Genomic DNA, 22,999 nt, shown 5'->3' on the forward strand with positions numbered 1-22,999 from the left:
ATGAGCGAACAGCCAGGACCACCTGCGTACGGCGGAGCAAACAGGCACCACAAGCCCAAGCCCTTCGCGCCTATCGATTTCGAACCGTTCGCCGGTGGCGCCGACCCCGCGCGCGTTTCCGAAGCCGCCCACCTTGCTGCCCAGGCTTTGGTAAGGCGTGGCCGCGACAGCGACGACCCCAAGGTCACCCGCCGCTTGGTAAAACTCGCCGACGAACAAGGCCTCGAAGCCATCGCCGAGATGTGGGCAGAAAGCCCCGCCCGAAGCCTCCCCGGCGCACTCTGGCGGCTCTACGCCCTTCGTGCCGCCACCATCCAGAACCCTGAGCGGATCTCCGTCTACTTCAGAGCCGGCCGCGACACAGCGCAGGTGGCCAACGTGGTTGCCGGCGCAGCTGAGCCGCCCGGAGCAGACGAAATGAAGACCATGGCTGACGCCATTTTGTCGGGCGCTTTCGACGGCGAGTTCGACGTCGCGCTGGAACGTTCCGCTGCTTTCTGCCGCGTGGTGGCGCTCGGCCAAGCCACTCTGGCCGACGGCGCTGAGCACAGCAACGAAGGTCACGCCAGCAAGTTGACCCGCAACTCGCACCAGCTGGTGAAGACCGCCGAGGACCTTGAACACGCTGCCAACGCGTGGCGCCTGGGCGAGCTGGACTAGCCCAACTAAGAGGCGAAACGTACCCACGTCGGTCCCGGACTGTCAATGTTGACTTAGACCGCCTGACGGTGAAAACTAAAACTGGTGTCGAACCGCGAAACCCCCGGGCTTCAACTTATAGCCGCTTCGAGCGGCCTACCGCCGAGAGGCGTATCCGGTTCGGCACCATTTTTATGCCCGAACGCAGTTTGCCCGGGTCGGCGCTAAGGCAGGCCCGGGCGAAGCTGCAAGGACCTACTTCAACGTGACAGTGGTTTCGGCCGTTTCCTTCTTGTCATGATCCAAATCGCCGGCAGCGTCCTGCGGCGTCATCGTGGCCTTGATCTCCGTGTCCTTGCCCGCGGTGTAGGCGAAGTTCTCTGCGATATTGAAGGACTCACCGGGCTTCAGCACAAACGGGTCCTTTTCCTTCAGCTTCACGCCGGAGCTGCTGAGCCCGTGCTTCTTGTAGCCGTCGCTGCTGGAGTCCGAGGGCATCCCGCCGAGGTACTTCCAGTCCGTGTACTTGGCAGAGGGAGTGATCAGCGAGTGGCTCAGGGGAATCTCGGCTGATGAGGTGTTGGTGACCACGTAGTTCAGGTAGACCACGGGGGCGCCCTTCTTCAGCAGGTTCTCCTTGGTTTCCTTGTCCACGAACATGCTGTCCTTGGACGCCACATCCGTGGCCACCTGGTAGACGTCCACGCTGAAGCTGTCGCCCTTGAGCGTTCCGAGCTTGTCGCCCGCCTCAGAGATGGGTAGCGCCCACGCGGCCACGGTGTAAGCGCCGGAGGATTTACCTGCCCCCTCGGAGGAGGCGGCGGAGGACGACGACGGTTCGGAACCACCCGTCGTCGAGCCCGCGGCAGTGGTGCCGCAGGCGCTGAGCGCGAGCAGTCCGGCCGCCGCAAGGCTGGTGATTTTGACTACATTGTTGAGTCGCATAGTTCCCCCATTGAGTGGATTAATTCGGTGCTTACCCAGTGTTCCACGGCACCGGAGCCGGAGCGATGGGGACAACTCCCCGCAGCAATCCACCCACTGAGCGGACGCCCTCACCAGACCGGTAAAGTTGGGATCGAAATGGGCTGCGTCAAGTCAAGCCGCCCGCCGCCCATCCGTCCCCAGCCCGGAAAGCGATATGAAGCTGCGCCTTTTCCCTCAGGAACCTGCCGGGCTCGTTCTGCTCGCGCAGATGGCCGGCGTCATCGTGGCCGCCACCGGAACGCTCTCCGAAATACTCGGAGCCCCGGCAAGCGAGCACGAGCGCCTCGCAGAAGAACTTCACGAGCATGAGTCCAAATCCCTGGACCTGCACTTCGCGCTGCTGACACACATGCGGACGAGCTTCGTGAATCCGCTCCCCCGCGAGGACATGTACACACTGTCCCGGCACCTCACCGAGGCAATGGAGAAGCTGGACGCCGCCGGCGACCTCGTGGCCCTCTACAAACTGGACCGCCTCCCCAAACGGGCTGCAGACCAGCTGGAGATCATCAGCCGGCAGGCAGAGCTGACCGTGGACGCCATGCGGAAGCTCGAGGACCTGGACGAACTTGAGGACTACTGGATCGAAATCCTCCGACTCGCGAAGCGGGCAGAACGGACGCACCGGATCTGGGTGGCAGAGATGCTCAAGGATATGAAGTCCACGCAATACGCGCGGCACCGGGACATCGCCAACCAACTGGTGGAAGTTACCAAGGACATGCGGAAGGTCGCCACCCAGGTAGGCAGCATCATCGTCAAGGAATCATGACGTGACCATCGCCATCCTGGTCCTGGTAGTCGGCCTGGCCTCCGGGTTCGCGTTCCTCAACGGCTTCCGCGACGTCTCCAACGCCGTCGCGCTTTCCACCCGGACCCGCGCCCTCACTCCTTCAATTGCGGTCCTCCTTGCCGCCCTCTTCAACTTTGTCGGCGCCATGCTCAGCGGCACCTTCGTCCTGGCTTTCACGCAGTCGTGGATCACCCTGCCCAGTGGCACCAGCGGGCTGACCATCCTCGCCTCCGCCCTCACGGCAGCAATCCTTTGGGGTGTGTACGCGTGGTGGCGCGGTATCCCCTTGTCCTCCACCAACTCGCTGGTCGGCGGCCTGATTGGCGCCGGCGCCGCGAGCGTCCTGGTGGGCGGCAACGCGGTGGGTGGCATGGACAACGTCCTCCTGACCCAAGTGGCACTGCCATTGATTCTGTCCCCGGTTATCGCGTTCGCAGCAGCGTACCTGCTGGTCTGGCCCGTAACGTGGGCAGCCCGATACACGCAGCCCAATGTGGTGAACCGGCGCTTCCGCCGTGCGCAGGCCGTGTCCACTGCCGCCGTGGCGTTCGGGCACGGCCTTCAGGATGGGCAGCGAACAGCGGCCGTCATTGTGCTGGCCATAGTGGCCGCGGGGCTGTCCGGCGGCGAGGATGTGCCCCTGTGGATCCTGCTGCTCACGGCCGTCATGCTTACTGCGGGCACCATGTTTGGCGGCTGGCGGATCTCCCACACCCTTGGCCACAAGCTCATCCGGGTGGATCCGCTGCGCGGCTTCGTGGCGCAAACGCTGACGTCCGTGATGCTCTTTGTCGGCGCCATCGGTTTTCATCTGCCGCTCTCCACCACGCATACGTTGACCGCCTCGGTGCTGGGTTCGGGCGTGAACCAGCGATTCCACACAGTCAACCGGCGACTGGTCCGGAGGATCCTGCTGTTCTGGGTGGTGACTCCGCTGGTCACAGCCGCAGCGGCGTTCATCCTGGAGCTGGCGTTCTCGCCCCTCGCGGACCTCTAACCTTCGCAGCCACGCCCAACTGAGTAACAGCAAACGTCGCAATGAGCGCTCATTGCGACGTTTGCTGTTACTCAGTTGGGTAAGAAAAAAACGACGGCGGCCGTACCCCCAAGGCGACGGCCGCCGTCGTTATCTGCCGACTCCCCCCATAGAAGCCGGAACCTGCGGAACCCTTATCCGAAGCGACCGGAGACGTAGTCTTCCGTCGCCTTCTGGCCAGGGTTGTTGAAGATGCTGGTGGTGTCGGCGAACTCGATGAGCTTGCCCGGCTTGCCGGTGCCTGCGATGTTGAAGAACGCGGTCTTGTCCGATACACGCGCGGCCTGCTGCATGTTGTGGGTCACGATCACCACGGTGTACTGGTCCTTGAGCTCGTTGATGAGGTCCTCGACGGCCAGCGTGGAGATGGGGTCCAGGGCGGAGCACGGCTCGTCCATGAGGATCACCTGGGGCTCAACGGCAATGGCGCGGGCGATGCAGAGGCGCTGCTGCTGACCACCGGAAAGGCCGGAGCCGGGCTTGTCCAGGCGGTCCTTGACTTCGTTCCACAGGTTGGCGCCCACCAGGGACTTCTCCACGAGTGCATCGGCTGCCCCCTTGGAGATCTTCTTGTTGTTCAGCTTTACACCGGCCAGCACGTTGTCGCGGATGGACATGGTGGGGAACGGGTTGGGGCGCTGGAAGACCATGCCCACCTGGGTGCGGACGGTGACCGGGTCAACGCCGGGGCCATAGAAGTTGTTTCCGTCCAGGAGGACCTCGCCCTCGACGCGTGCGCCGGGGAGGACCTCGTGCATGCGGTTCAGCGTGCGGAGGAAGGTGGACTTGCCGCAGCCGGACGGACCGATGAAGGCCGTGACGGACTTGGCCTGGATGTTGATGTTGACGTCCTCGACGGCCAGGAAGTTGCCGTAGTAGACATTGAGGTCTTTGACGTCGATGCGCTTGGACATGGTGTTCCTTTGTTCCTTGGGGGTGTGGAAGTGTGAAGGGTGGGCCGTGCAAAAGCGGCGGCCGGCCCGGTCAGCGTCCCGTTTTGGGCGCGAACAGACGGGCGATGAGGCGGGCTCCGAGGTTCAGGAGCATCACCAGGATGATCAGCACCAGCGCGGCGCCCCATGCCCTCTGGTCCGAGGGCTCAGGGTTGGACGGCGACGTCGGGTTGAGGATCTGCGTGTAAATGAACGTCGGCAGCGAGGCCATCCAGCCACCGAATACGTTGTTGTTGATGGTGGTGGCGAAACCTGCGGTCACCAGGATCGGCGCGGTTTCACCGATAACGCGGGCGATCGCCAACGTGACGCCGGACGCGATGCCGGAGATCGCCGTCGGGATGACCACCTTGGTGATGGTGCGCCACTTACGGACACCCAGCGCGTAGGAGGCCTCGCGAAGCTCGTTCGGGACGATTTTCAGCATTTCCTCGCTGGAACGGACCACCACCGGGATCATCAGGACGGAAAGCGCGACGGCGGCAACCGCACCGGTCTTGGTGCCGGGGCCCACGATGGCGAAGAAGAACGCTGCCGCGAAGAGGCCGGCCACGATGGACGGGATGCCGGTCATGACATCCACGAAGAACGTGATGGCGCGGGCCAGCGGACGGTCGTTGCCGTATTCCACCAGGTAAATCGACGTGAGCAGGCCAACCGGCACGGAGATGACCGTGGCGAGGAGCGTGATCTGGAGGGTGCCCATCAGCGCGTGGTAGATGCCGCCGAGGACCGGGGCGCCTTCCTCCACGGCCTTGTTGTCGAAGGCTCCCGTAACGCCGTTCATGGACGTGCCCAGGAAGCCGGGGGTAATCAGGCCGGGGATGCCGTTGACCAGCACGGTAAAGATGACCGAGATCAGGGGCAGGAGTGCAATCAGGAACGAACCCACCACCAGGCAGGTGGCGAGCTTGTCCTTGGCTTTCCGCGCGCCTTCAACTGCGCCGCTCCAGGAGACCAGGCCCACTGCAAACAGGATGGCCGAGACAAGGCCCCAGCCAAAGGCGTTGAAGCCGATGAGCGCCAGGATTGCCGCGCCGACGATCAGTGCGACGGCCAGGACAATGTAGGGCGCGAACTTTGGCAGCTGGCCCTTGGTGAGCGCGGAGCGCTTGCGGACTACTGTGGCGGTCATTTAGTTGGCTCCCGAGAATTCTTTGTGCCGGGTGATGATCCAGCGGGCGATCATGTTCACGCCCAGGGTGATGACGAACAGCACCAGGCCGGCAGCGATCAACGTGTTGACCTTGATACCGCTGGCTTCGGGGAAGTTCAGGGCAATTTCGGCAGCGATGGTCTGGTTGCCGGACTGGATGAGGCTGGCGGTCAGGACACCGGAAGAGAGCACCAGTGCAACGGCCATGGTCTCGCCGAGTGCTCGGCCAAGGCCCAGCATGATGGCGCTGATGATGCCCGGGCGGCCAAACGGCAGCACGGCCATCTCGATCATTTCCCAGCGGGTAGCTCCAAGTGCGAGCGCTGCTTCCTCGTGCAGCTTGGGGGTCTGCAGGAAGATTTCGCGGGACAGGGAGGTAATGATGGGCAGGACCATGACGGAAAGGACGATGCCTGCGGTCAGGATGGTCTTGCCGGTCGCGGATGCCGGTCCTTCGAAGATCGGGATCCAGCCGAGGTAGGTGGCCAGCCAGTCGTAGGCCGGGGAGATTTCCTTGGCCAGGAAGGCCGCACCCCAGGCGCCGTAGACCACGGAGGGAATGGCGGCGAGCAGGTCCACCACATAGCCGAGGCCGGAAGCGAGCCGGCGCGGGGCGTAGTGGGAGATGAACAGGGCCACGCCGATTGCCACCGGGGTGGCGATGACGAGGGCGATCACGGCGGCAATCAGGGTGCCCACCACGATCGGGGCAATGTAGGCGAAGAAGCCGTTTCCGCCCTGGATGTCTTCGGCAGGGGCGGTGAGCGCAGGGATAGCCTGCACCACAAGGAACAACGCGACTCCGAAGAGGACCGCGAGAATCAGGCACCCTGCGGCCATGGCGGCCCCGGAGAAAACCTTGTCCCCGGCGCGTCCTGCGCCTTGGGAGGTTGTCAGGGAGTTGGTGGTCACTTCACGATCCTTCAGTCTCAGTGAACTGGTCTTACATGGCTAAGTTCCCTGCCCCGCGCGAGTGGCACTGCGGCCACTCGGGCCCGGGGCCACACCGCGCGGGACAGGGAACTTCAATGTTCAGCCGGGTTCAAGCAAACCCGCCGGGAAACCTTAGGACTTGGCCTTGATGGTTTCGATAGCGGCTGTGGCCTTGTCCTGCAGGGTCTTGGAGAGCGGCGCGGACTTTGCGGCGTCGGCTGCGGTCTTCTGTCCTTCGTCGGAGACGACGTAGCTTTCGAAGGCCTTCACCAGGTCAGCAACAGCAGCAGTTTCGTAGGTGGTGCAAACTACGTGGTACGAAACGAGGACTACAGGGTAGGCGCCCGACGCGGTGGTCTTGCGGTCCAGCTTGATGGCGACGTCGTTGGCGGCGCGGCCGTCAACGGGCTTGCCGGCTTCGACTGCCTTGGCGGCGGCATCAGCGGAGATCTTGACGAACTCTTCGCCGACCTTGATGGAGGCGGTGCCCAGCTTGCCGGAGACAGCGGAGTCATCAGCGTAGGTCACGGCACCGGGGGTGTCGGTGACGGTCTTGACGACGCCGGAGGTGCCCTTGGCGTTTTCGCCGGCCAGGGTGGCGGGCCAGATGCCGGCAGCCTTGTCCGTCCAGACCTCGGGAGCAGCAGCTGCGAGGTAGTCGGTGAAGTTGGTGGTGGTGCCGGAGTCGTCAGAACGGTTCACCGGGGTGACCTTGAGATCCGGGAGGGTGACGCCTTCGTTGAGGGCGGCGATTGCGGGGTCGTTCCAGTTGGCGATTTCGCCGCGGAAGATCTTGGCGACAGTTGCGGCGTCGAGCTTCAATTCCTTGACGTCCGGGATGTTGAAGGCCACGGCGATCGGGGAGATGTACACCGGGATGTTGATGGCGCCGTCGGGGCCGCACTTGGCTTTGGAGCTCTCGAGCTCTTCGTCCTTCAGGTAGGCGTCAGAACCGGCGAACTGTGCCGAGCCGTCGATGATGGCCTTGCGGCCTGCGCCGGAACCGTCCGGGGAGTACTGGACCGTGGCGCCGGAGTTGGCGGTGGAGAAACCGGCCTTCCAAGCGTCCATGGCTGCGCCGGTGGAGGAGGCGCCGATACCGGTCAGCGTGCCGGTGACCTTGGTGCCGGATGCGGCCGACTGGGTACCAGCAGGCGTGTTCGTTGCGTTGTCTGAACCGCAAGCAGTGAGCGCGAGAGCGCCGGCTGCGATGACCGCGATTGCCGCGTTGCGGCCGAAGTGAGTTGCCTTCACTTGGATGTGCCCCTTCCAGGGATTCTTCGATGCGGGCCGAACGGAGATTTCGGCGTGCGCGAGCTGAGGACCTTTTGTTCCTTTACTGAAGGTAAGGAGCGCAGGTAACGGGACCTGCGGTGGAAGGTGAACGGAAAGTGAACGACGGCGGACCATTGGGTTATGTGGCGCGCGCCACCTTGAGCGGTGCCCCGGTTGCCGTCCGTGCCTTCGTCGGAACCATTGCCGGGCAAATAGACTGGACGACATGGCTGCCGCGAAGGGATTTTCTGCAAGCAAGAGGTTCCTGCGCGCCAGAGTCCGGACCGGTTTGGTCCGCAGCCGGAATTCGTTGACACCGGCCATCCAGATGACAGTGTGCGCCGTAGGCGCCTACGCTTTCGCCGAGTATGTCCTGGGCCACCAAGGACCGCTGTTTGCAGCTACGTCGTCCCTGATTGCCCTCGGGTTCTCCCGTGACCCGCGGCTGCGCCGGGTGATAGAGGTGGGCCTTGGCTGCACACTGGGCATCGTTGTTGGTGATTTGCTGCTTCACTGGCTGGGCGCTGGGATCTGGCAGGCCGCCGTCGTACTTCTTTTCTCCATCCTGCTGGCCAGGTTCCTGGACAGCGGCACTATTTTCACCACCCAACTGGGGCTGCAGTCGTTGCTGGTGGTGCTGCTGCCGGCCCCGGCCGGCGGGCCCTTCACGCGAAGCCTGGATGCCGTGGTTGGCGGTGTGTTCGCCCTGCTGGTGACCATCCTGGTGCCGAAGGATCCGCGCCGCGAGCCCCGCAAGGACGTCCAGAAGATCCTTTACGAGCTTGCCGAAGTTCTGCGTGAGTGTGGCAAGGCGCTGATCGAAAGCGACTCCACCCTCGCCTGGCACGCGCTGATCCGTGGCCGGAACTGCCAGCCCCTGGTGGACCGGATGCGGCAGACGCTGCGGGCGTCCGGTGAGGTGGCAACGCTGGCCCCCGCGCATCGCAGGCATCGCGACGAACTCGCCGGCCTGGAACACTCCTTGGAATACATCGACCTCGCCCTGCGTAACAGCCGGGTGTTCGCCCGGCGGCTCACCAGCGCGATCAACCATGCCGCGTTGTCCGATGAAGCGATCGACAGCATCTCCGAAGTCCTGCAGGAAACGGCTGCGGCGATCGACGAGATGACCATTGGATTGTCCGAGCAGAGCGAAGGGACCCGCCGGGTACACCTGCGCCGCGCCCGGAACGACCTCTCGGACATCGCCGCCCGCCTGCACCCCAAGATGCTGGACGTCCAAAGGCTGGAGGGCGAGACCGTGGTGATGCTGTTCCGGCCGCTCATGGTGGACCTGTTGGAGGCCAGCGGAATGGAGCCGGAGGAAGCGCGGGCGGTGCTGCCGGCGCTGTAGCCCGCCGTTCCTTCCAGAGAAGCCTCAGACCTGTTTGGCAGAATGGGCCGATGACCCCTGCCTTATCCACACGATTCCGGGCTGCGCCGGCGCTCCGGCAACGGCAGCGGCCCCTGTCCCTCTGGGCAGGCGGTTTGCTGGTGGCCGGCGACGCCATCTTCTGGTTCATGTTCGCCGCAGTGTTGTCCGAGACCGGGATGGCCACCATGGATGGCACGGTCCACAGTTTCATGGTCGATTCACGCAGCCCGGTGCTCACGGCTGTCCTCACGGCGTTGACTACGGTGACCTCACCCGCGTGGATGACGGCCATTGGCGTGGCGGTGGCCGTCACCTGGACGGTCTGGAAGCGGGAACTATGGCGGCCGGCCGTGCTCATGGGCGCTATGTTGCTCGCCGTTGTTCTTTCCACCCTCATCAAGCAGGATGTGGGCCGCTCCCGGCCGCCGTCCTCCGATTTCCTCCTTGGCCCGGACGACGCCCTGTCCTTCCCGTCCGGCCACACGCTCGGCGCCGGCATCTTCGCGTTGGTCCTCACCTACCTGATCGTCTCGCGTTCGAGCACGCGAACGACGGCGGTGCTCGCCTTCGCGGGCGCCGCGTTGCTGACGCTGCTGGTCGCCTACAGCCGGGTCTACCTTGGGTACCACTGGCTGACGGACGTGGTTGCTTCGCTCGGGGTGGCACTTGGCGTGACGGGAGTAGCGGTATTCGTGGATGCGGCGCGGCACGGGCGGGCCGCGTAGGCCAATCCTGTCAGTGCCCGCGACTAACCTTGAACCTATGGCTTCCAAGACCTCGCGCGCATCCAAGACACCCGCCTACAAGTGCGCCGAATGCGGCTGGACCGCCATCAAGTGGGTGGGCAGGTGTGGTGAGTGCCAGGCCTGGGGAACCGTTGAGGAGTACGGCGCCACTGTCGCGCGTACGACGGCGGCCGCTACCGTTTTGGAGCCGGCCCGCCGTATCGCCGAGGTGGATGGGACCACTGCGGCGTTCCTGCCCACGGGCGTGGACGAACTCGACCGCGTCCTGGGAGGAGGGCTCGTCCCCGGCGCCGTCATCCTGCTCGCGGGGGAACCCGGCGTCGGGAAGTCCACGCTGTTGCTGGATGTCGCGGCGAAGTTCGCGCGCACGGGTCAGGATGTTCTGTACATCACCGGCGAAGAATCCGCGGCACAGGTGAAGCTGCGCGCCGAGCGCATCGACGCCGTCGCCCATACTCTTTATCTTTCTGCCGAAACTGATCTTGGGCAGGCGCTTGGCCAGGTGGAGAAGTTGGAACCCAAGCTGTTGATTGTGGACTCCGTGCAAACGCTGAGCAGCGCGGATGTCGAAGGCAGTGCCGGCGGCGTATCCCAGGTGCGCGAGGTAGCTGCCTCCATCATTGCCGCAGCCAAGCGCCGCAACATGACCACGCTCCTGGTGGGCCACGTGACCAAGGAAGGCACCATCGCCGGGCCGCGGCTGCTGGAACACCTGGTGGATGTCGTGTGCCAGTTCGAAGGTGAGCGTCACTCCCGCCTGCGCCTGCTGAGGGCGGTGAAGAACCGCTACGGTGCGACGGACGACGTCGGTTGCTTCGATCTGAATGAGGCCGGCATCGAAGGCCTGGCGGACCCCAGCGGACTGTTCGTTTCGCGGACGCGTGAGCCCGTTTCCGGAACGTGCATCACGGTGACCATGGAGGGTCGCCGGCCGCTGCTGGCAGAGGTTCAATCGCTTCTTGCCGAGAGCGCCAATTCGCAACCACGCCGGGCCACCAGCGGGCTGGAAAGCTCCAGGGTGGCCATGCTGCTCGCGGTTCTTCAGCAGCGGGCAGGCTGCATGCTGCACAAGGACGACTCCTACGTGGCAACGGTCGGCGGCGTGAAGCTCACGGAGCCCGCCACTGACTTGGCTGTGGCCCTCGCGGTTGCCTCCGCTAAGTCCCGGAAGGCCCTCCCCCAGCGCCTGATTGCCTTTGGCGAGGTTGGCTTGGCCGGCGAGGTCCGTCCTGTTCCCGGGATCAACCAGCGCATCCAGGAAGCACACCGCCTCGGCTTCACCCACGCGATCGTTCCGGCCAGCCCGGCGGGCGCCGGGGTCATCCCCGACGGCTTCTCGGTGCGCGAGGTAGGTCACTTGGCGGAGGCCCTCGAACTTCTGATCACTTAACCCTTCCGGGGTGTCGAGCGGCTCTGAGCTGCGGTTTCGGCAAGGATTGGGTCATGACCAAGAGAACTGTGCTTATTGGGGGACGCTTTTTCTTTGGCCTTTTGACCTTGGTGGCGGTGGGGACACAGCTGACAGTTCATCTGGGCATGGGCTATGACCTCTGGAACTTCTTCAGCTACTTCACCAATCTGTCCAATATCTTTGCCGCGTTGGTGCTCCTCATCAGCGGGTACAGGGTCCTGATCCGCAAGCGCCCCAGCGAAATTGACGATGTCACCCGTGGCTCAGCCACCATCGCCATGGCCGTGGTGGGCCTTGTTTTTGGAGCACTGTTGGCGGGCGAGGACCTCGGTTCGCTGCTGCCGTGGGTCAATTTCGTGGTGCACTACCTGATCCCCGTAGTGATGGTGGCGGACTGGCTCTTCCAGCCCCCGCTGGCCACCCTGCAACCCAGGCACATTTGGTACTGGCTGCTCTATCCCATCGGCTACCTCGTCTACAGCCTGATCCGCGGAGCGTTCGTGAACTGGTATCCGTACTGGTTCATCGACCCCTCACGAGCCGGCGGCTGGGGCGGCGTGATCATCTTTGGACTCGCCATCTCCGTGGGCTTCCTCGTGGTGAGCCTGGCGATGCTGTGGCTTGGGAACAAGCTGAAGCGGCAGGTGGACTACTAGGCGCTCTTCGCGGCGGGCGTCGGCTCTCCAAACCGCCTGATGAGTTCACCACCGGTAACCCTCACCGCCGGAAGTTCGTGCCTGAGTCCCGCGAGGAACATCACGGTGTCGGCCGTGGTGGCCGCCGAGTCTGACGAGATCAGTCCGTCCGCGCGGAGGTTGATCAAGGATTCCACCAGCCGGAAGGCCGTTTCTCCGAGGTTGACGTCCGAATCGGCCACCGCCGTCAGTTCCCGCCCCAAGTCTCCGTAAATGGTCCGAAGTTCCTTCCGGGCTTCCATGAACGGCTGGAAGATCTCCGCCCTGGCCTCCGGAAGGTGGTACAGCACGCCGAGGTTCCAGCGGGAACTGCAGAGCTGCGAACCGTCGAACAGCACCACCGCATGCAGCCGCGCTGCGGCGGCAACCGGGCCACGCCCGGCTTCCCCCGGGTGGCCGTGCACCGCACGGGCGAAGGCCAGGCTGGTGGACACCGTCCCGCCAAGAAGCTCGCCCAAGATCTCGTCCTTGGTGGAGAAGTGGTGATACAGCGATGACTGCCGGATTCCGACAGCGTCAGCGATGGCCCGCGTGGACGTGTTGGCGAATCCTTGGCCGGTAAAGAGCTCGGCCGCCGCGTCCAGGATTTCGTCGCGGGCTGTGGCTCCCCGGCGTAGCGCTTGCTGCTTGCGGGGGCGTCCCGGTCCGACTGTACTCACCCTTTCATTCTTGCATCGCAGCACCGCCAAAAGAGCCGTTCACGGCCTGCTGAGCCGACGGTGAGATTTCCTTTACTTCCCCGAAACGCACGGTAACCAAGGCTTTACATCGGCGAAACGTCGCGGGGACACCGCGCTGGAAAACTATCAAGTGACCGATATTCCGGCGGGTAGTCAAAACCTTTCCGGGCTGGTCCCCTATCCCGTTCCAGACACGGAGAACCCGATGACTTCCACCCTTTCGACGACGGCCAGCCGCACTGACGACGCAGACCTGACAGCCCTCGGCTACCAGCCCACCCTGCACCGCAAGCTGGGCCGCTACGCATCGTTCGCCGCAGGTTTTTCGTTCGTCTCCATCCTGACCACCATCTTTCAGCTCTTCGCTTTCGGCTACTCCTTTGCCGGCCCGGCCTTTTTCTGGACCTGGCCCGTGGTGCTGGTGGGCCAGCTCCTGGTAGCCCTGAACTTCGCTGAACTCGCCGCCAGATACCCGTTGTCCGGCGCCGTCTATCAATGGTCGCGGCGCATGGGTGGCGAAGTGGTGGGCTGGTTCGCCGGCTGGTTCATGGCAATCGCCCAGGTGATCACAGCTGCGGCGGCAGCCATCGCCCTCCAGGTGGTCCTCCCACAGTTATGGGACGGATTCCAGGTGGTGGGCGGCGACCCCTCACTGGCATCCCCCACGGGCGCGGCCAACGCAGTGATCCTTGGCGCCATACTCCTGGTGATCACCACTGTGATCAACTGCCTCGGCGTGAGGCTCATGTCCCATGTGAACTCCATCGGCGTCACTTGCGAGATTGTAGGCGTCGCCGCAGTAATCCTTGCCCTGTTCTCAGCGGCGCAGCGCGGCCCGGAGGTGGTAGCGGACGTCAGTGTGGTCACTACCTCGGACCTTGGTGCCGTGGGTGCCTTCCTGGTCTCCGGCCTGATGGCCGCGTACGTGATGGTCGGCTTCAACTCAGCCGGTGAACTCTCAGAGGAAACCAAGAATCCCCGCAAGACCGCACCGCGCACCATTCTCTCGGCGCTGATCATTTCAGGCATTGGCGGCGGACTCATGATTATCGCGGCACTGATGGCCGCGCCAAGCCTCGACGACGGCAGGCTCGCCACCGAGGGACTCCCCTACGTGCTGACGGCCGTGTTGGGCACGTTCTGGGGCAAGGTGCTGCTGGTGGACGTGGCAATCGCCATCTTTGTCTGCACCCTGGCCATCCAGACGGCCGGTTCACGGCTGGTGTTCTCCATGGCCCGTGACGGCAAGCTTCCGGCCTCCGCCCGGCTGGCGAAGGTCCACCCCAAACGCGGAACCCCCATGTGGCCCTCCATCGCGATCGGCGCCCTGGCTGTGGGGATCCTCGCCATCAACATCGGCAACTCCGCTCTCTTCACCACCCTCTGCAGTGTGTGCATCGTGATGGTGTACCTGGCGTACCTGATGGTCACGGTCCCGCAGTTGCTCAGCCGCTTCCGGGGTGACTGGGGCCGGGTGGGCCAGACCATGCCGGCGGGACTGTTCTCCTTGGGCCGTTGGGGTCTGCCTGTCAACGTCCTGGCCGTCCTGTACGGCGCCCTGATGGTCATCAACCTGTCATGGCCCCGCCCCGAGGTGTACGACCCCTCCGGGGAACACGGAATCCTGCTCTTTTCCGCCCCCATCATGGTTGGCGCCGTCCTGCTCCTGGGCATCTGGGTCCGGCGGAACCTCCGGGTACGGCAGAACAAAGCGGCAGAGGCATCGGACCCCACCAACCCTGCCCGCTGACCCGCCGCACGACCATCCCGCTCACGCACAGAAATGAATGCCATGACACAGACTCTCGAAACACGGACTACTGAAAACGGAACCGCCACCACGGCGGGCGCCAAGCTGCACGCCCGGGCCCAACACGGCCGGGCAGCGGAGACCATGATCCATGTCCCGGCCGCTTCCGCTCCGGCCCGGTTGACGGAGAGCCTCCCTGCGGAGGCAAAGACCACGTTGACCTGGGCCGAGACACTGGCCTTTGGCCGCTACACCCATCTGGAACTGGCCCGCGGGACGCGCATCAGGATCACAGACCTCGACGGCGATGCCTGTGTTCACGCTGTCCTCATCCGGAGCGGCGCCCAGCACGAGCGGCTCAACGTCGCGGACACGGTCAAGGTCCCGTGGCAGGCGTACTTGACCACCGGCCACCCCGTGCTGTCCGACGCCGGGCGGCTGATGGCCACCGTGGTGGCCGACTCGTCGGGCAACCACGATGCCCTCACCGGCACCACCCATCTGGCCGGAAACACCGCAAAGTACGGTGCCGGATCAGCGCACAGCCCGTCACCGGCAGGCCGTGAACTGTTGACGCTGGGCGGCATGAAGCATGGCATCAGCCAGAAAGAACTCCCTCCGTCGTTGTCGTTCTTCAAGGGCGTCACCGTGGACGTGGACGGCAGCATCACGTTCGCCGGCAGCGCCGGTGCCGGGGCCGCCGTCGAACTTCTCCTCCACATGGACGCAGTGTTGGTACTGGCCAATACCGCCCACCCGTTGGACCCGCGTGCTGAGTTCACGGGAAGCGCCGTGGACATCGTCGCGTGGAGGGCTCCGCAGGACCTCCAAGCCCTGGTGGACGGAAGCCTCAACGTAGACCTGGGCCCAGAGGGGCGCCTGGCCCTCCACAACACAGAACTCGACTACAACGCAAGGACCTCCGCATGAACGCCATCACAGAAATCAGCCCCGCACTGGTCCCTGGCCGCGTCGAACTGGACGAACTGGTGGAAGCCCGCGGCCCGTGGTCGGCCGTGGTTGAAGCCGGAGACGTCCTCACCATTGTGGACCTCGACGGCAACCAGGCCGTGGACTGCATTCTCTACGCGGCCAAAGACACCAGTACCCGGTACTCGGCCGCCGTGACCATCGCAACACAGGGCAGCATCTTCCTCACCACTGGCTCGATCCTCCGCGCCGACAGCGGCCAGGAACTCATGACAGTGGTGGCGGACGAAGTTGGCGCCCACGACACCATCGGCGGCGCCTGCTCCCAAGAGTCCAACACGCTCCGCTACGGCCAGCACACCCACGAACAGCACGCCTGCGTTGAGAATTTCCTCATTGAAGGCGCCAAGTGGGACCTCGGAAAGAAGGACTTGGTGTCCAACATCAACTGGTTCATGAACGTGCCGGTGGATCCTGACGGCGCGCTGGGCATCGTGGACGGGCTGTCCGCGCCCGGAAAGCGGGTGGCACTCCGCGCCGAAGTGGACACGTTGGTACTGGTGTCCAATTGCCCCCAAATCAACAACCCCTGCAACGGCTTCAACCCCACGCCGGTGCGCATGATCGTCACACGTCCGGAGGCCCGCGCATGAACCGCTTCGACACCCTTCTCATTGCCAACCGCGGCGAGATCGCCTGCCGGATCATCGAGTCCGCCCGCAAGGCCGGGCTACGCACGGTGGCCGTCTTCTCCGAAGCTGACCGCGGCGCCAAGCACGTGAAGCTCGCTGACGAGGCTGTCCTGCTGGGACCTGCACCCGCCAAAGAGTCCTATCTCAAGGTTGACGCCATCCTCAAGGCCGCGGCTGCCACCGGGGCCGGCGCCATTCATCCCGGCTACGGATTCCTGTCCGAGGACGCGGCCTTCGCGGAAGCTGTTGAGGCGGCCGGCCTGGTTTTTGTAGGCCCCACCCCGGACCAGCTCCGGATTTTCGGGACCAAGCACACCGCCCGCGATGCCGCGCAACGCGCCGGCGTTCCCATGATCGCGGGATCTGGCCTCCTGGAGGACCTGGACGAAGCCGTGGCAGCATCGCACACCATCGGTTTCCCGCTCATGCTCAAGGCAACCGGCGGTGGCGGCGGCATCGGCATGGCCGTCTGCCGCGACGAAGCCGAACTCCGCGACAACTACTCCCGGGTGGCCCGCCTGGCCAGCTCCAGCTTTGGAACGGCAGGCGTCTTTGCCGAACGCTACATCGAACACGCCCGCCACGTGGAAGTCCAGGTGTTCGGCGACGGTGAGGGCCGCGTGGTGAGCCTCGGCGACCGTGACTGCTCGCTGCAACGCCGCCACCAGAAAGTGCTTGAAGAAGCCCCCGCACCGGATCTGCCTGATGCGTTAAGGGAGGAACTGCACCGAAGCTCCCGCGCGCTGTGCGCCTCCGTGGGCTACCGCTCGGCCGGAACGGTGGAGTTCGTCTACGACCCCATCCGCCAGGAAGCATCCTTCCTGGAAGTCAATGCACGGCTGCAAGTAGAGCACCCAGTCACCGAGGCCATCACCGGCGTGGACCTGGTGGAGTGGATGCTGAACCTCGCCCAGCAAGAGCCCGTGCTTAATGGCGTGCCGGACAATGTGCCCGTCTCAGGACACGCTGTGGAAGCCCGCATCTATGCAGAAGACCCGGCCCGCAACTTCCAGCCCAGCGCCGGAACGGTCACCAACGCGCAGTACCCGGCCTCCGACGTCGTACGCATTGACGCCTGGGTGGAGACCGGCAGCGAAGTCTCCACCAGTTACGATCCCCTGCTGGGCAAGGTCATCACGTCCGGCACAACCCGCGACGCCGCCTTCGACGCCCTGGCTGCCGCGTTGGCGGAAACCCGCATTGATGGCATCAAGACCAACCTGGGCATGCTGCGCGCCGTGGCCGGGATGGACGTGGTCCGTACCGCACAGCATTCCACCGGAACCCTGAACACCGTGGGTGATCCTGAACCGCGGATCACCATTGAACGGCCGGGCCTCCAGACCAGTGTGCAGGATTGGCCGGGCAGGACGGGGCTGTGGCAGATCGGAGTGCCGCCGAGTGGACCCATGGATGATTTGTCGTTCCGGCTGGGCAACACCGCGCTGGGCAATCCTGAGGGCGCACCCGGCCTGGAATTCACCATGGCCGGACCGGCGCTCCGTTTCACCCACGCCACCACGGTGTGCGTCACCGGCGCGGACGTCACTGTGACCGTCAACGGCAACCCGGCCAGCATGTGGGAGCCCATCACTGTCCCTGACAACGGCCTTCTGGATGTCGGATCGGCTGACGGATCAGGGCTCAGGGGTTACATCCTGTTCGAAGGCGGGCTTGACGTTCCCCAGTACCTCGGCAGTGCGTCCACCTTCACGTTGGGCCAGTTCGGCGGCCACGGCGGCCGCGTGCTGCGGGCCAGCGATGTGCTCCGCACCGTCACCGGTCACCTGCCTGAGACCGTCCCCGGCGCGGTTCCGGCAGAGAGCCGCCCGGCACTCACCACGGAATGGGAGCTGAAGGTAGTGGAAGGGCCGCATGGCGCACCGGAATTCTTCCAACGCGAAGACATTGAAGAGCTCTATGCCGCCGAATACGAGGTCCACTTCAACTCCGCCCGAACCGGTGTCCGCCTGATCGGCCCCAAGCCGCGCTGGGCACGCAAGGACGGCGGCGAGGCCGGACTACACCCCTCCAACATCCACGACACCGCCTATTCGGTGGGTGCCCTGGACTTCACCGGCGACACTCCCATCCTCCTGGGCCCTGATGGTCCCAGCCTTGGCGGTTTCGTCTGCCCCGTCACGGTGGTGACCGGCGAGCGCTGGAAGCTGGGCCAACTCCGTCCGGGCGATAAGGTCCGCTTTGTGCCCATCCGCTCGGTTGAGGCGCCTTCCGCTAACGAACTTGGCGCTGCGAGGCAGCTGATTCTGCCAGGTAGCGCCGGTTTCAACACGGGCGCCGGCGCGGCTTCCGGTTCGGCTTCAGGCACCGCCGGCCTACTTCGCGGAGATGGCGACGACGGTGTGCTGGGCCGGCTGCCCGAAGGCGACGGACGGCCTGCGGTCACCTACCGACGCTCCGGTGATGACAACCTGTTGGTGGAGTACGGCGACATGGTGTTGGACCTTGGCCTCCGGGCCCGTGTCCACGCCCTGCACCAGGAACTCGAACTACTCACCATCCCGGGCATCGTGGATCTGACGCCGGGCATCCGCTCCCTGCAGATCAAGGCCGATCCTTCCGTCCTTCCCACCTCAAAGCTCTTGGGCCTGGTGCGCGAGGTGGACGCATCACTCCCAGCGAGCTCGGAGCTGGTGGTGCCCAGCCGCAGCGTCCGTCTCCCCTTGTCCTGGGACGACCCTGCCACCCGTGAGGCAATCGAGCGCTACATGGCCGGTGTCCGCGACGACGCCCCGTGGTGCCCGTGGAACATCGAGTTCATCCGCCGCATCAACGGCCTGGACTCCGTCAACGACGTCTTCGATACCGTCTTCAACGCCGAGTACCTCGTCCTGGGCCTGGGCGACGTGTACCTGGGAGCACCGGTGGCAACTCCATTGGATCCGCGGCACCGGCTGGTCACCACCAAGTACAACCCTGCCCGCACGTGGACACCTGAGAACGCCGTAGGCATCGGTGGGGCCTACATGTGCATTTACGGCATGGAAGGTCCCGGCGGCTACCAGTTCGTGGGCCGCACCACCCAGGTTTGGTCGCGGTACGCGGATTCGGCGCCGTTTGAACCGGGCTCCCCGTGGCTGCTCCGGTTCTTCGACCGCATTTCCTGGTACCCCGTCAGCCCCGAGGAGCTCCTGGACCTACGCGCAGACATGGCTGCGGGCCGTGGCCGCGGCGTAGAGATCCAGGACGGCACGTTCTCGCTGGCGGAGCATGAGGAATTCCTGGACCGCAACAGCGTGTCCATTGCAGAGTTCCGCGAGACCCAATCGGCCGCTTTCGCCGTGGAGCGCCTGGCTTGGGAGGAGGCCGGCGAGTTCGACCGTGCCGAACAAGCCGTTTCACTGGCCCCACCGGCCGACGACGTCGTAGTGCCCGACGGCGGCACTTTGGTGACGTCACCGTTCGCGGCCAGCGTCTGGAAAGTGGACGTGGAACCGGGGGACCTCGTGGTGGCCGGCCAGCCGCTGGTCTCCCTTGAAGCGATGAAGATGGAGACGGTCATCCAGGCTCCGGTAGATGGCGTGGTCCAACGGGTCCTGCCCATGGCCGGCACCCAAGTGGTGGCAGGCGAAGCACTGGTGGTCCTGGAGCCTGTGGACGTCCGGGAACCCGCCCTCGTCTTTGAAGGAAGCGCGTCATGAACAGCCCCACCGGAGTCACAGCGAAACGCGTCCAGGCAGCGCTCCAGGCGATTGACGCCGTCGACCGTCCTGAAATCTGGATCCACCTGCGGGGGCGGGACGAACTGCTCGCAGAAGCGGACCGGATTGACGCCGCCGTGGCGGCCGGTGAGAACCTGCCGCTTGCTGGCCTCCTGCTCGCCGTGAAGAACAACGTGGATGTTGCCGGTTTAACCACGACGGCGGCGTGCCCCGGCTTTGGGGATGTACCCGCCCGGGATGCGGTACCGGTTGCGAGGCTCCGCGCTGCGGGCGCTCTGGTGCTGGGGGCCACCAATCTGGACCAGTTCGCCACTGGCTTGGTCGGAACGCGCAGCCCCTATGGTGCCGTCCGTGATTCGAGGCGTCCCGAGAGGATCTCCGGCGGCTCTAGTTCAGGTTCTGCGGTGGCCGTTGCCCTCGGATTGGTGGACGTGGCCATTGGGACGGATACCGCGGGTTCGGGCCGGGTTCCGGCCGCGCTGCAGGGGATCGTGGGGATCAAACCCACCCGGGGTGTGGTGTCCACCGAAGGCGTGGTTCCTGCCTGCCGTTCCTGGGATACAGCAACGATCTTCGCCCGCGACCTCGCCACTGCGGAGCTCGCCATGGGGATCATGGCCGGGCAGGGCCGCGCCTGGCCCGCGGACGCCAAGGTTGCGGCGCCGTCCACGCCGCGGGTGGCCTATCCTGCCGCTCTGCCGGCACTCCCGGAAGCGTGGGCGTCAGCGTTCCATGCACAGATCGAGCGGTTGCGGTCCACGGGAGTAGTGGCCGAAGCCATCGAACTGGACGTCTTCCTGGAGGCCGCACGGCTGCTGTACGACGGCGGATTGGTGGCCGAACGCTACGCCGCCGTCGGCAGCTTCATTGACTCGGTGACGTCCGGCGGGGCGTCCGCAACGCTCGACGCAACGGTGGCCGGCATCATCAGGGCTGCGGGCGAGGTCCCTGCGCACCAGTATGTGGCGGACACGGCGGCGTTGGAGCATCTCAAGCACCAAGCCATGGGGCGGTTGGACGGCTTCGATGCGCTGATAGTTCCCACGGCACCGTTCCATCCGACGCTGGCAGAGGTCGCAGCCGATCCCGTGGGGGTCAATTCCCGGATGGGTACCTATACCAATTTCTGCAACCTCTTCGATCTCAGTGCCGTTGCGGTGCCAGCGGGTACCGTCACCGAAAAAGGCGGCGCGGACGAAACAAACAGCACCGCCCAGTTCGGTCTGACCGTGGTTGCCCGGACCTTCGAAGACGGGGTGGCCGCGGACATCGCGCGGCGTATTGAACTGACCCCGGAGAATCCGGAGTTGTTCGCAGTCGGAGCCGCACCCGCGACGTCGCCCGGCCGCAAGGTTCCGTGGCCGGTTGCTGCGGGAGCCGCCGTCGTTCCCCTCGTCGTGGTAGGGGCGCACCGGAAGGGGCAGCCACTGGCGGCTGAGCTGGAACGCCGCGGCGCTTTCTGGGACGGCGGGGTGACCACGGACCCGCAGTATCGGTTGGTGGCATTAAAGACCACACCGCCCAAGCCCGGTGTGGTGCGATCAGCCCGGGGCGCCGGGCTCGTGGCCGAGAGGTGGCTGCTTTCAGAGGCCGGGCTTGGTTCATTTCTTGCGGAACTGCCGGAACCCATGCTGCTGGGTTCCATCACGCTGGACGATGGCAGCAAAGCCGTGGGCTTTGCCTGTGACGCTGTGGCGGCGGCAGAAGGACGGGACATTACCGAGTACCGCGATTGGATTAAATACCTGGAGAATGACGCGGCTGGATCGGGAGGCCACGGATTTTGGCGCGAGGCGGGAGGAGCTTTGCTGACCGGACTGGGGCGAGGCCGGATCTAGGCGGCAGGCGGCTGATCAGCGGAAATGGGGGTCCCGGCGATTGGCCGCCAAACCACTTTCCGGGCATCGCCGAAGATAACGAAATGACCCACTTTGCGGCTTGCTGGTGCGGTTAACGGTGCCCGGAAGCCCTATCATGGTGCTTGTCGTCATTGGGGCATTTTTTGTGAGTGCCTACTGACGCCGGATTCAGCTTGTCTGTGAGCCGTGGCTTGCACCTTCGAAGGGAAACCCTATGGCCCGGAGCCCGGAAGAGTCGCTTAAGGCGACCCTGGCCAGAGTCGCACCCGGAACTCCGTTGCGTGATGGCCTGGAACGCATCCTCCGTGGACGGACCGGCGCTCTGATCGTGTTGGGCTACGACCGCACCATCGACTCCATCTGTTCGGGCGGATTCGATATCGGCATCGACTTCTCGCCCACACGCCTGCGTGAGCTGGCCAAGATGGACGGCGCCATCATCTGTGACAAGGACGCCAGCAACATTGTGCGCGCCGCAGTCCAGTTGGTCCCGGATTCAAGCATCGAAACCCAGGAATCCGGCACCAGGCACCGCACGGCTGAGCGCGTGGCCATCCAGACCGGCGTTCCCGTGATCTCCGTCAGCCAGTCCATGCAAATCATCGCGCTCTACGTGAACGGGTTGCGCCACGTGCTGGAGGGTTCGGAAAAGGTCCTCGCCCGCGCCAACCAGGCCTTGGCCACGCTGGAACGGTACAGCGCCAGGCTGGACCAGGTCACCAGTTCCCTCTCAGCCCTCGAAATCGAAGCCCTCGTTACCGTCCGGGACGTGGCAGTCACTCTCCAGCGCCAGGAAATGGTCCGGCGCATCTCCGAGGAAATTGCCCAGTACGTCCTGGAACTCGGCGAAGACGGCCGGCTCCTGTCCCTCCAGGTGGAGGAGCTCACCATGGGCCGCGGGCCGGGCAGTGACGTCATTATCCGTGACTACTCGGACCCGGATGCCACCCCTGAGGAGATCGAGGAAGCCGTCCAGGCCCTTCTCAACCTGGGCCCGACGGAACTTATCGACCTCAGCCGCATCGCCCACATCATCGGTTTCGCCGGTGGGGTTGAGCAGTTGGACGCAGTGGTCCAGCCGCGCGGTTACCGGCTGCTTTCAGGTTTGAAGTCCGTGCCCAAGGCAGTTGCCGATCGATTGGTGGACTACTTCGGCGGTCTCCAGAACCTGATGGCAGCCACCATCGATGACCTCATGACAGTGGACGGCATCGGCGATCAGCGCGCCCGCACGGTCCGCGAAGGATTGAGCCGCATGGCGGAGGCCAGCCTGTTGGACCGCTTCCTCTAGACTGTCTGTGGTCGGACTCAGCCGGCTCAGTTGCTTTATCCCCCAGAAAACAGGTCTGCCCACACCATTTGGGCTATATCGTCATGCCCTTCCGGGCATTTTCAGGGGAAACACC

At 64.7% G+C, this 22,999-nt stretch carries 19 protein-coding genes; 13 read left to right on the plus strand and 6 right to left on the minus strand.

All coding sequences use genetic code 11. The annotated features are described in order from the left end of the window. Complete coding sequence (locus GVL04_RS11870) at positions 1-660, plus strand: hypothetical protein (RefSeq protein ID WP_090823979.1); 660 nt, start codon at positions 1-3, stop codon at positions 658-660. A gap of 234 nt (positions 661-894) precedes the next feature. Here the strand turns inward: GVL04_RS11870 and GVL04_RS11875 are convergent, their stop codons facing one another. After that, a complete protein-coding gene (locus tag GVL04_RS11875; protein ID WP_159704414.1) occupies positions 895-1,584 on the minus strand; it encodes a hypothetical protein in 690 nt (229 codons plus the stop codon). Positions 1,585-1,780: 196 nt separating this feature from the next. On the opposite strand from GVL04_RS11875, the gene GVL04_RS11880 reads away from it, so the two are divergent. Next, positions 1,781-2,398 (plus strand): DUF47 domain-containing protein, encoded by a 618-nt coding sequence (locus GVL04_RS11880; protein WP_159704417.1) that lies wholly within the window; start codon positions 1,781-1,783, stop codon positions 2,396-2,398. 1 nt (position 2,399) lies between these two features. Continuing rightward, positions 2,400-3,416, plus strand: coding sequence for an inorganic phosphate transporter (locus GVL04_RS11885; protein WP_159704420.1), 1,017 nt, complete (start codon positions 2,400-2,402; stop codon positions 3,414-3,416). A 173-nt stretch (positions 3,417-3,589) separates the two neighbouring features. Here GVL04_RS11885 and pstB read toward each other — a convergent pair whose 3' ends face one another. The 4 genes from pstB to pstS all read right to left on the minus strand — a co-directional run bounded on the left by pstB (position 3,590) and on the right by pstS (position 7,751). After that, complete coding sequence (pstB, locus tag GVL04_RS11890; protein ID WP_159704423.1) at positions 3,590-4,369, minus strand: phosphate ABC transporter ATP-binding protein PstB; 780 nt, start codon at positions 4,367-4,369, stop codon at positions 3,590-3,592. Between the two features lie 70 nt (positions 4,370-4,439). Beyond that, positions 4,440-5,543: a phosphate ABC transporter permease PstA gene (pstA, locus tag GVL04_RS11895; RefSeq protein WP_159704426.1), complete on the minus strand. Its 1,104-nt coding sequence runs from the start codon at positions 5,541-5,543 to the stop codon at positions 4,440-4,442. Further along, positions 5,544-6,476 carry a phosphate ABC transporter permease subunit PstC gene (gene pstC / locus GVL04_RS11900; RefSeq protein WP_159704429.1) on the minus strand — a complete coding sequence of 311 codons (933 nt, stop codon included), beginning with the start codon at positions 6,474-6,476 and terminating at the stop codon, positions 5,544-5,546. It lies immediately after the preceding gene. Between the two features lie 153 nt (positions 6,477-6,629). Further along, positions 6,630-7,751 carry a phosphate ABC transporter substrate-binding protein PstS gene (pstS, locus tag GVL04_RS11905; RefSeq protein WP_159704432.1) on the minus strand — a complete coding sequence of 374 codons (1,122 nt, stop codon included), beginning with the start codon at positions 7,749-7,751 and terminating at the stop codon, positions 6,630-6,632. 247 nt (positions 7,752-7,998) lie between these two features. On the opposite strand from pstS, the gene GVL04_RS11910 reads away from it, so the two are divergent. From GVL04_RS11910 to GVL04_RS11925, 4 genes are read left to right on the plus strand one after another with little or no spacing between them, the layout of a single operon-like run. Continuing rightward, a complete protein-coding gene (locus GVL04_RS11910) occupies positions 7,999-9,126 on the plus strand; it encodes an aromatic acid exporter family protein (protein ID WP_159704435.1) in 1,128 nt (375 codons plus the stop codon). 50 nt (positions 9,127-9,176) lie between these two features. Next, entirely contained in the window at positions 9,177-9,872 is a 696-nt protein-coding gene (locus GVL04_RS11915; RefSeq protein ID WP_159704438.1) for a phosphatase PAP2 family protein, read from the plus strand. 37 nt (positions 9,873-9,909) lie between these two features. Continuing rightward, a complete protein-coding gene (gene radA, locus GVL04_RS11920; protein ID WP_159704441.1) occupies positions 9,910-11,283 on the plus strand; it encodes a DNA repair protein RadA in 1,374 nt (457 codons plus the stop codon). A 53-nt stretch (positions 11,284-11,336) separates the two neighbouring features. Then, positions 11,337-11,960: a Pr6Pr family membrane protein gene (locus GVL04_RS11925; protein ID WP_159704444.1), complete on the plus strand. Its 624-nt coding sequence runs from the start codon at positions 11,337-11,339 to the stop codon at positions 11,958-11,960. On the opposite strand, the gene GVL04_RS11930 is transcribed toward GVL04_RS11925, so the two are convergent. After that, a complete protein-coding gene (locus GVL04_RS11930) occupies positions 11,957-12,658 on the minus strand; it encodes a TetR/AcrR family transcriptional regulator (protein ID WP_159704447.1) in 702 nt (233 codons plus the stop codon). The two genes, GVL04_RS11925 and GVL04_RS11930, sit on opposite strands and share 4 nt — an antisense overlap. Positions 12,659-12,884: 226 nt before the next feature. On the opposite strand from GVL04_RS11930, the gene GVL04_RS11935 reads away from it, so the two are divergent. The 6 genes from GVL04_RS11935 (at position 12,885) to disA (ending at position 22,884) form a co-directional block, all read left to right on the plus strand. Beyond that, on the plus strand, positions 12,885-14,429 hold the full coding sequence (locus GVL04_RS11935) for an amino acid permease (protein ID WP_159704450.1): 1,545 nt from the start codon (positions 12,885-12,887) through the stop codon (positions 14,427-14,429). Positions 14,430-14,471: 42 nt separating this feature from the next. Then, on the plus strand, positions 14,472-15,359 hold the full coding sequence (locus GVL04_RS11940) for an urea amidolyase associated protein UAAP1 (RefSeq protein WP_235036258.1): 888 nt from the start codon (positions 14,472-14,474) through the stop codon (positions 15,357-15,359). Next, on the plus strand, positions 15,356-16,012 hold the full coding sequence (locus tag GVL04_RS11945; protein ID WP_159704456.1) for an urea amidolyase associated protein UAAP2: 657 nt from the start codon (positions 15,356-15,358) through the stop codon (positions 16,010-16,012). The genes GVL04_RS11940 and GVL04_RS11945 overlap by 4 nt, the downstream gene beginning before the upstream one ends. Further along, positions 16,009-19,713: an urea carboxylase gene (gene uca / locus GVL04_RS11950; RefSeq protein WP_159704459.1), complete on the plus strand. Its 3,705-nt coding sequence runs from the start codon at positions 16,009-16,011 to the stop codon at positions 19,711-19,713. Before GVL04_RS11945 ends, uca begins: the two co-directional genes overlap by 4 nt. Then, positions 19,710-21,572 carry an allophanate hydrolase gene (gene atzF / locus GVL04_RS11955; protein WP_159704462.1) on the plus strand — a complete coding sequence of 621 codons (1,863 nt, stop codon included), beginning with the start codon at positions 19,710-19,712 and terminating at the stop codon, positions 21,570-21,572. Before uca ends, atzF begins: the two co-directional genes overlap by 4 nt. Positions 21,573-21,807: 235 nt before the next feature. Beyond that, positions 21,808-22,884, plus strand: coding sequence for a DNA integrity scanning diadenylate cyclase DisA (disA, locus tag GVL04_RS11960; RefSeq protein ID WP_024819020.1), 1,077 nt, complete (start codon positions 21,808-21,810; stop codon positions 22,882-22,884). The last annotated feature ends 115 nt before the right edge of the window (positions 22,885-22,999 follow it).

It is taken from the genome of Arthrobacter sp. 18067, assembly GCF_902706295.1.
GTDB lineage: Bacteria > Actinomycetota > Actinomycetes > Actinomycetales > Micrococcaceae > Arthrobacter.

Bases quoted from the DNA above. Each gene is read 5' to 3' on its own strand.
- GVL04_RS11880 (WP_159704417.1), top strand. From the start codon at position 1,781: ATGAAGCTGCGCCTTTTCCCTCAGGAACCTGCCGGGCTCGTTCTGCTC.
- pstB (WP_159704423.1), bottom strand. From the start codon at position 4,369: ATGTCCAAGCGCATCGACGTCAAAGACCTCAATGTCTACTACGGCAAC.
- radA (WP_159704441.1), top strand. From the start codon at position 9,910: ATGGCTTCCAAGACCTCGCGCGCATCCAAGACACCCGCCTACAAGTGC.
- disA (WP_024819020.1), top strand. From the start codon at position 21,808: ATGGCCCGGAGCCCGGAAGAGTCGCTTAAGGCGACCCTGGCCAGAGTC.
- GVL04_RS11910 (WP_159704435.1), top strand. From the start codon at position 7,999: ATGGCTGCCGCGAAGGGATTTTCTGCAAGCAAGAGGTTCCTGCGCGCC.
- GVL04_RS11875 (WP_159704414.1), bottom strand. From the start codon at position 1,584: ATGCGACTCAACAATGTAGTCAAAATCACCAGCCTTGCGGCGGCCGGA.
- pstA (WP_159704426.1), bottom strand. From the start codon at position 5,543: ATGACCGCCACAGTAGTCCGCAAGCGCTCCGCGCTCACCAAGGGCCAG.
- uca (WP_159704459.1), top strand. From the start codon at position 16,009: ATGAACCGCTTCGACACCCTTCTCATTGCCAACCGCGGCGAGATCGCC.
- GVL04_RS11870 (WP_090823979.1), top strand. From the start codon at position 1: ATGAGCGAACAGCCAGGACCACCTGCGTACGGCGGAGCAAACAGGCAC.
- atzF (WP_159704462.1), top strand. From the start codon at position 19,710: ATGAACAGCCCCACCGGAGTCACAGCGAAACGCGTCCAGGCAGCGCTC.
- GVL04_RS11915 (WP_159704438.1), top strand. From the start codon at position 9,177: ATGACCCCTGCCTTATCCACACGATTCCGGGCTGCGCCGGCGCTCCGG.
- GVL04_RS11925 (WP_159704444.1), top strand. From the start codon at position 11,337: ATGACCAAGAGAACTGTGCTTATTGGGGGACGCTTTTTCTTTGGCCTT.
- GVL04_RS11945 (WP_159704456.1), top strand. From the start codon at position 15,356: ATGAACGCCATCACAGAAATCAGCCCCGCACTGGTCCCTGGCCGCGTC.
- GVL04_RS11940 (WP_235036258.1), top strand. From the start codon at position 14,472: ATGACACAGACTCTCGAAACACGGACTACTGAAAACGGAACCGCCACC.
- GVL04_RS11935 (WP_159704450.1), top strand. From the start codon at position 12,885: ATGACTTCCACCCTTTCGACGACGGCCAGCCGCACTGACGACGCAGAC.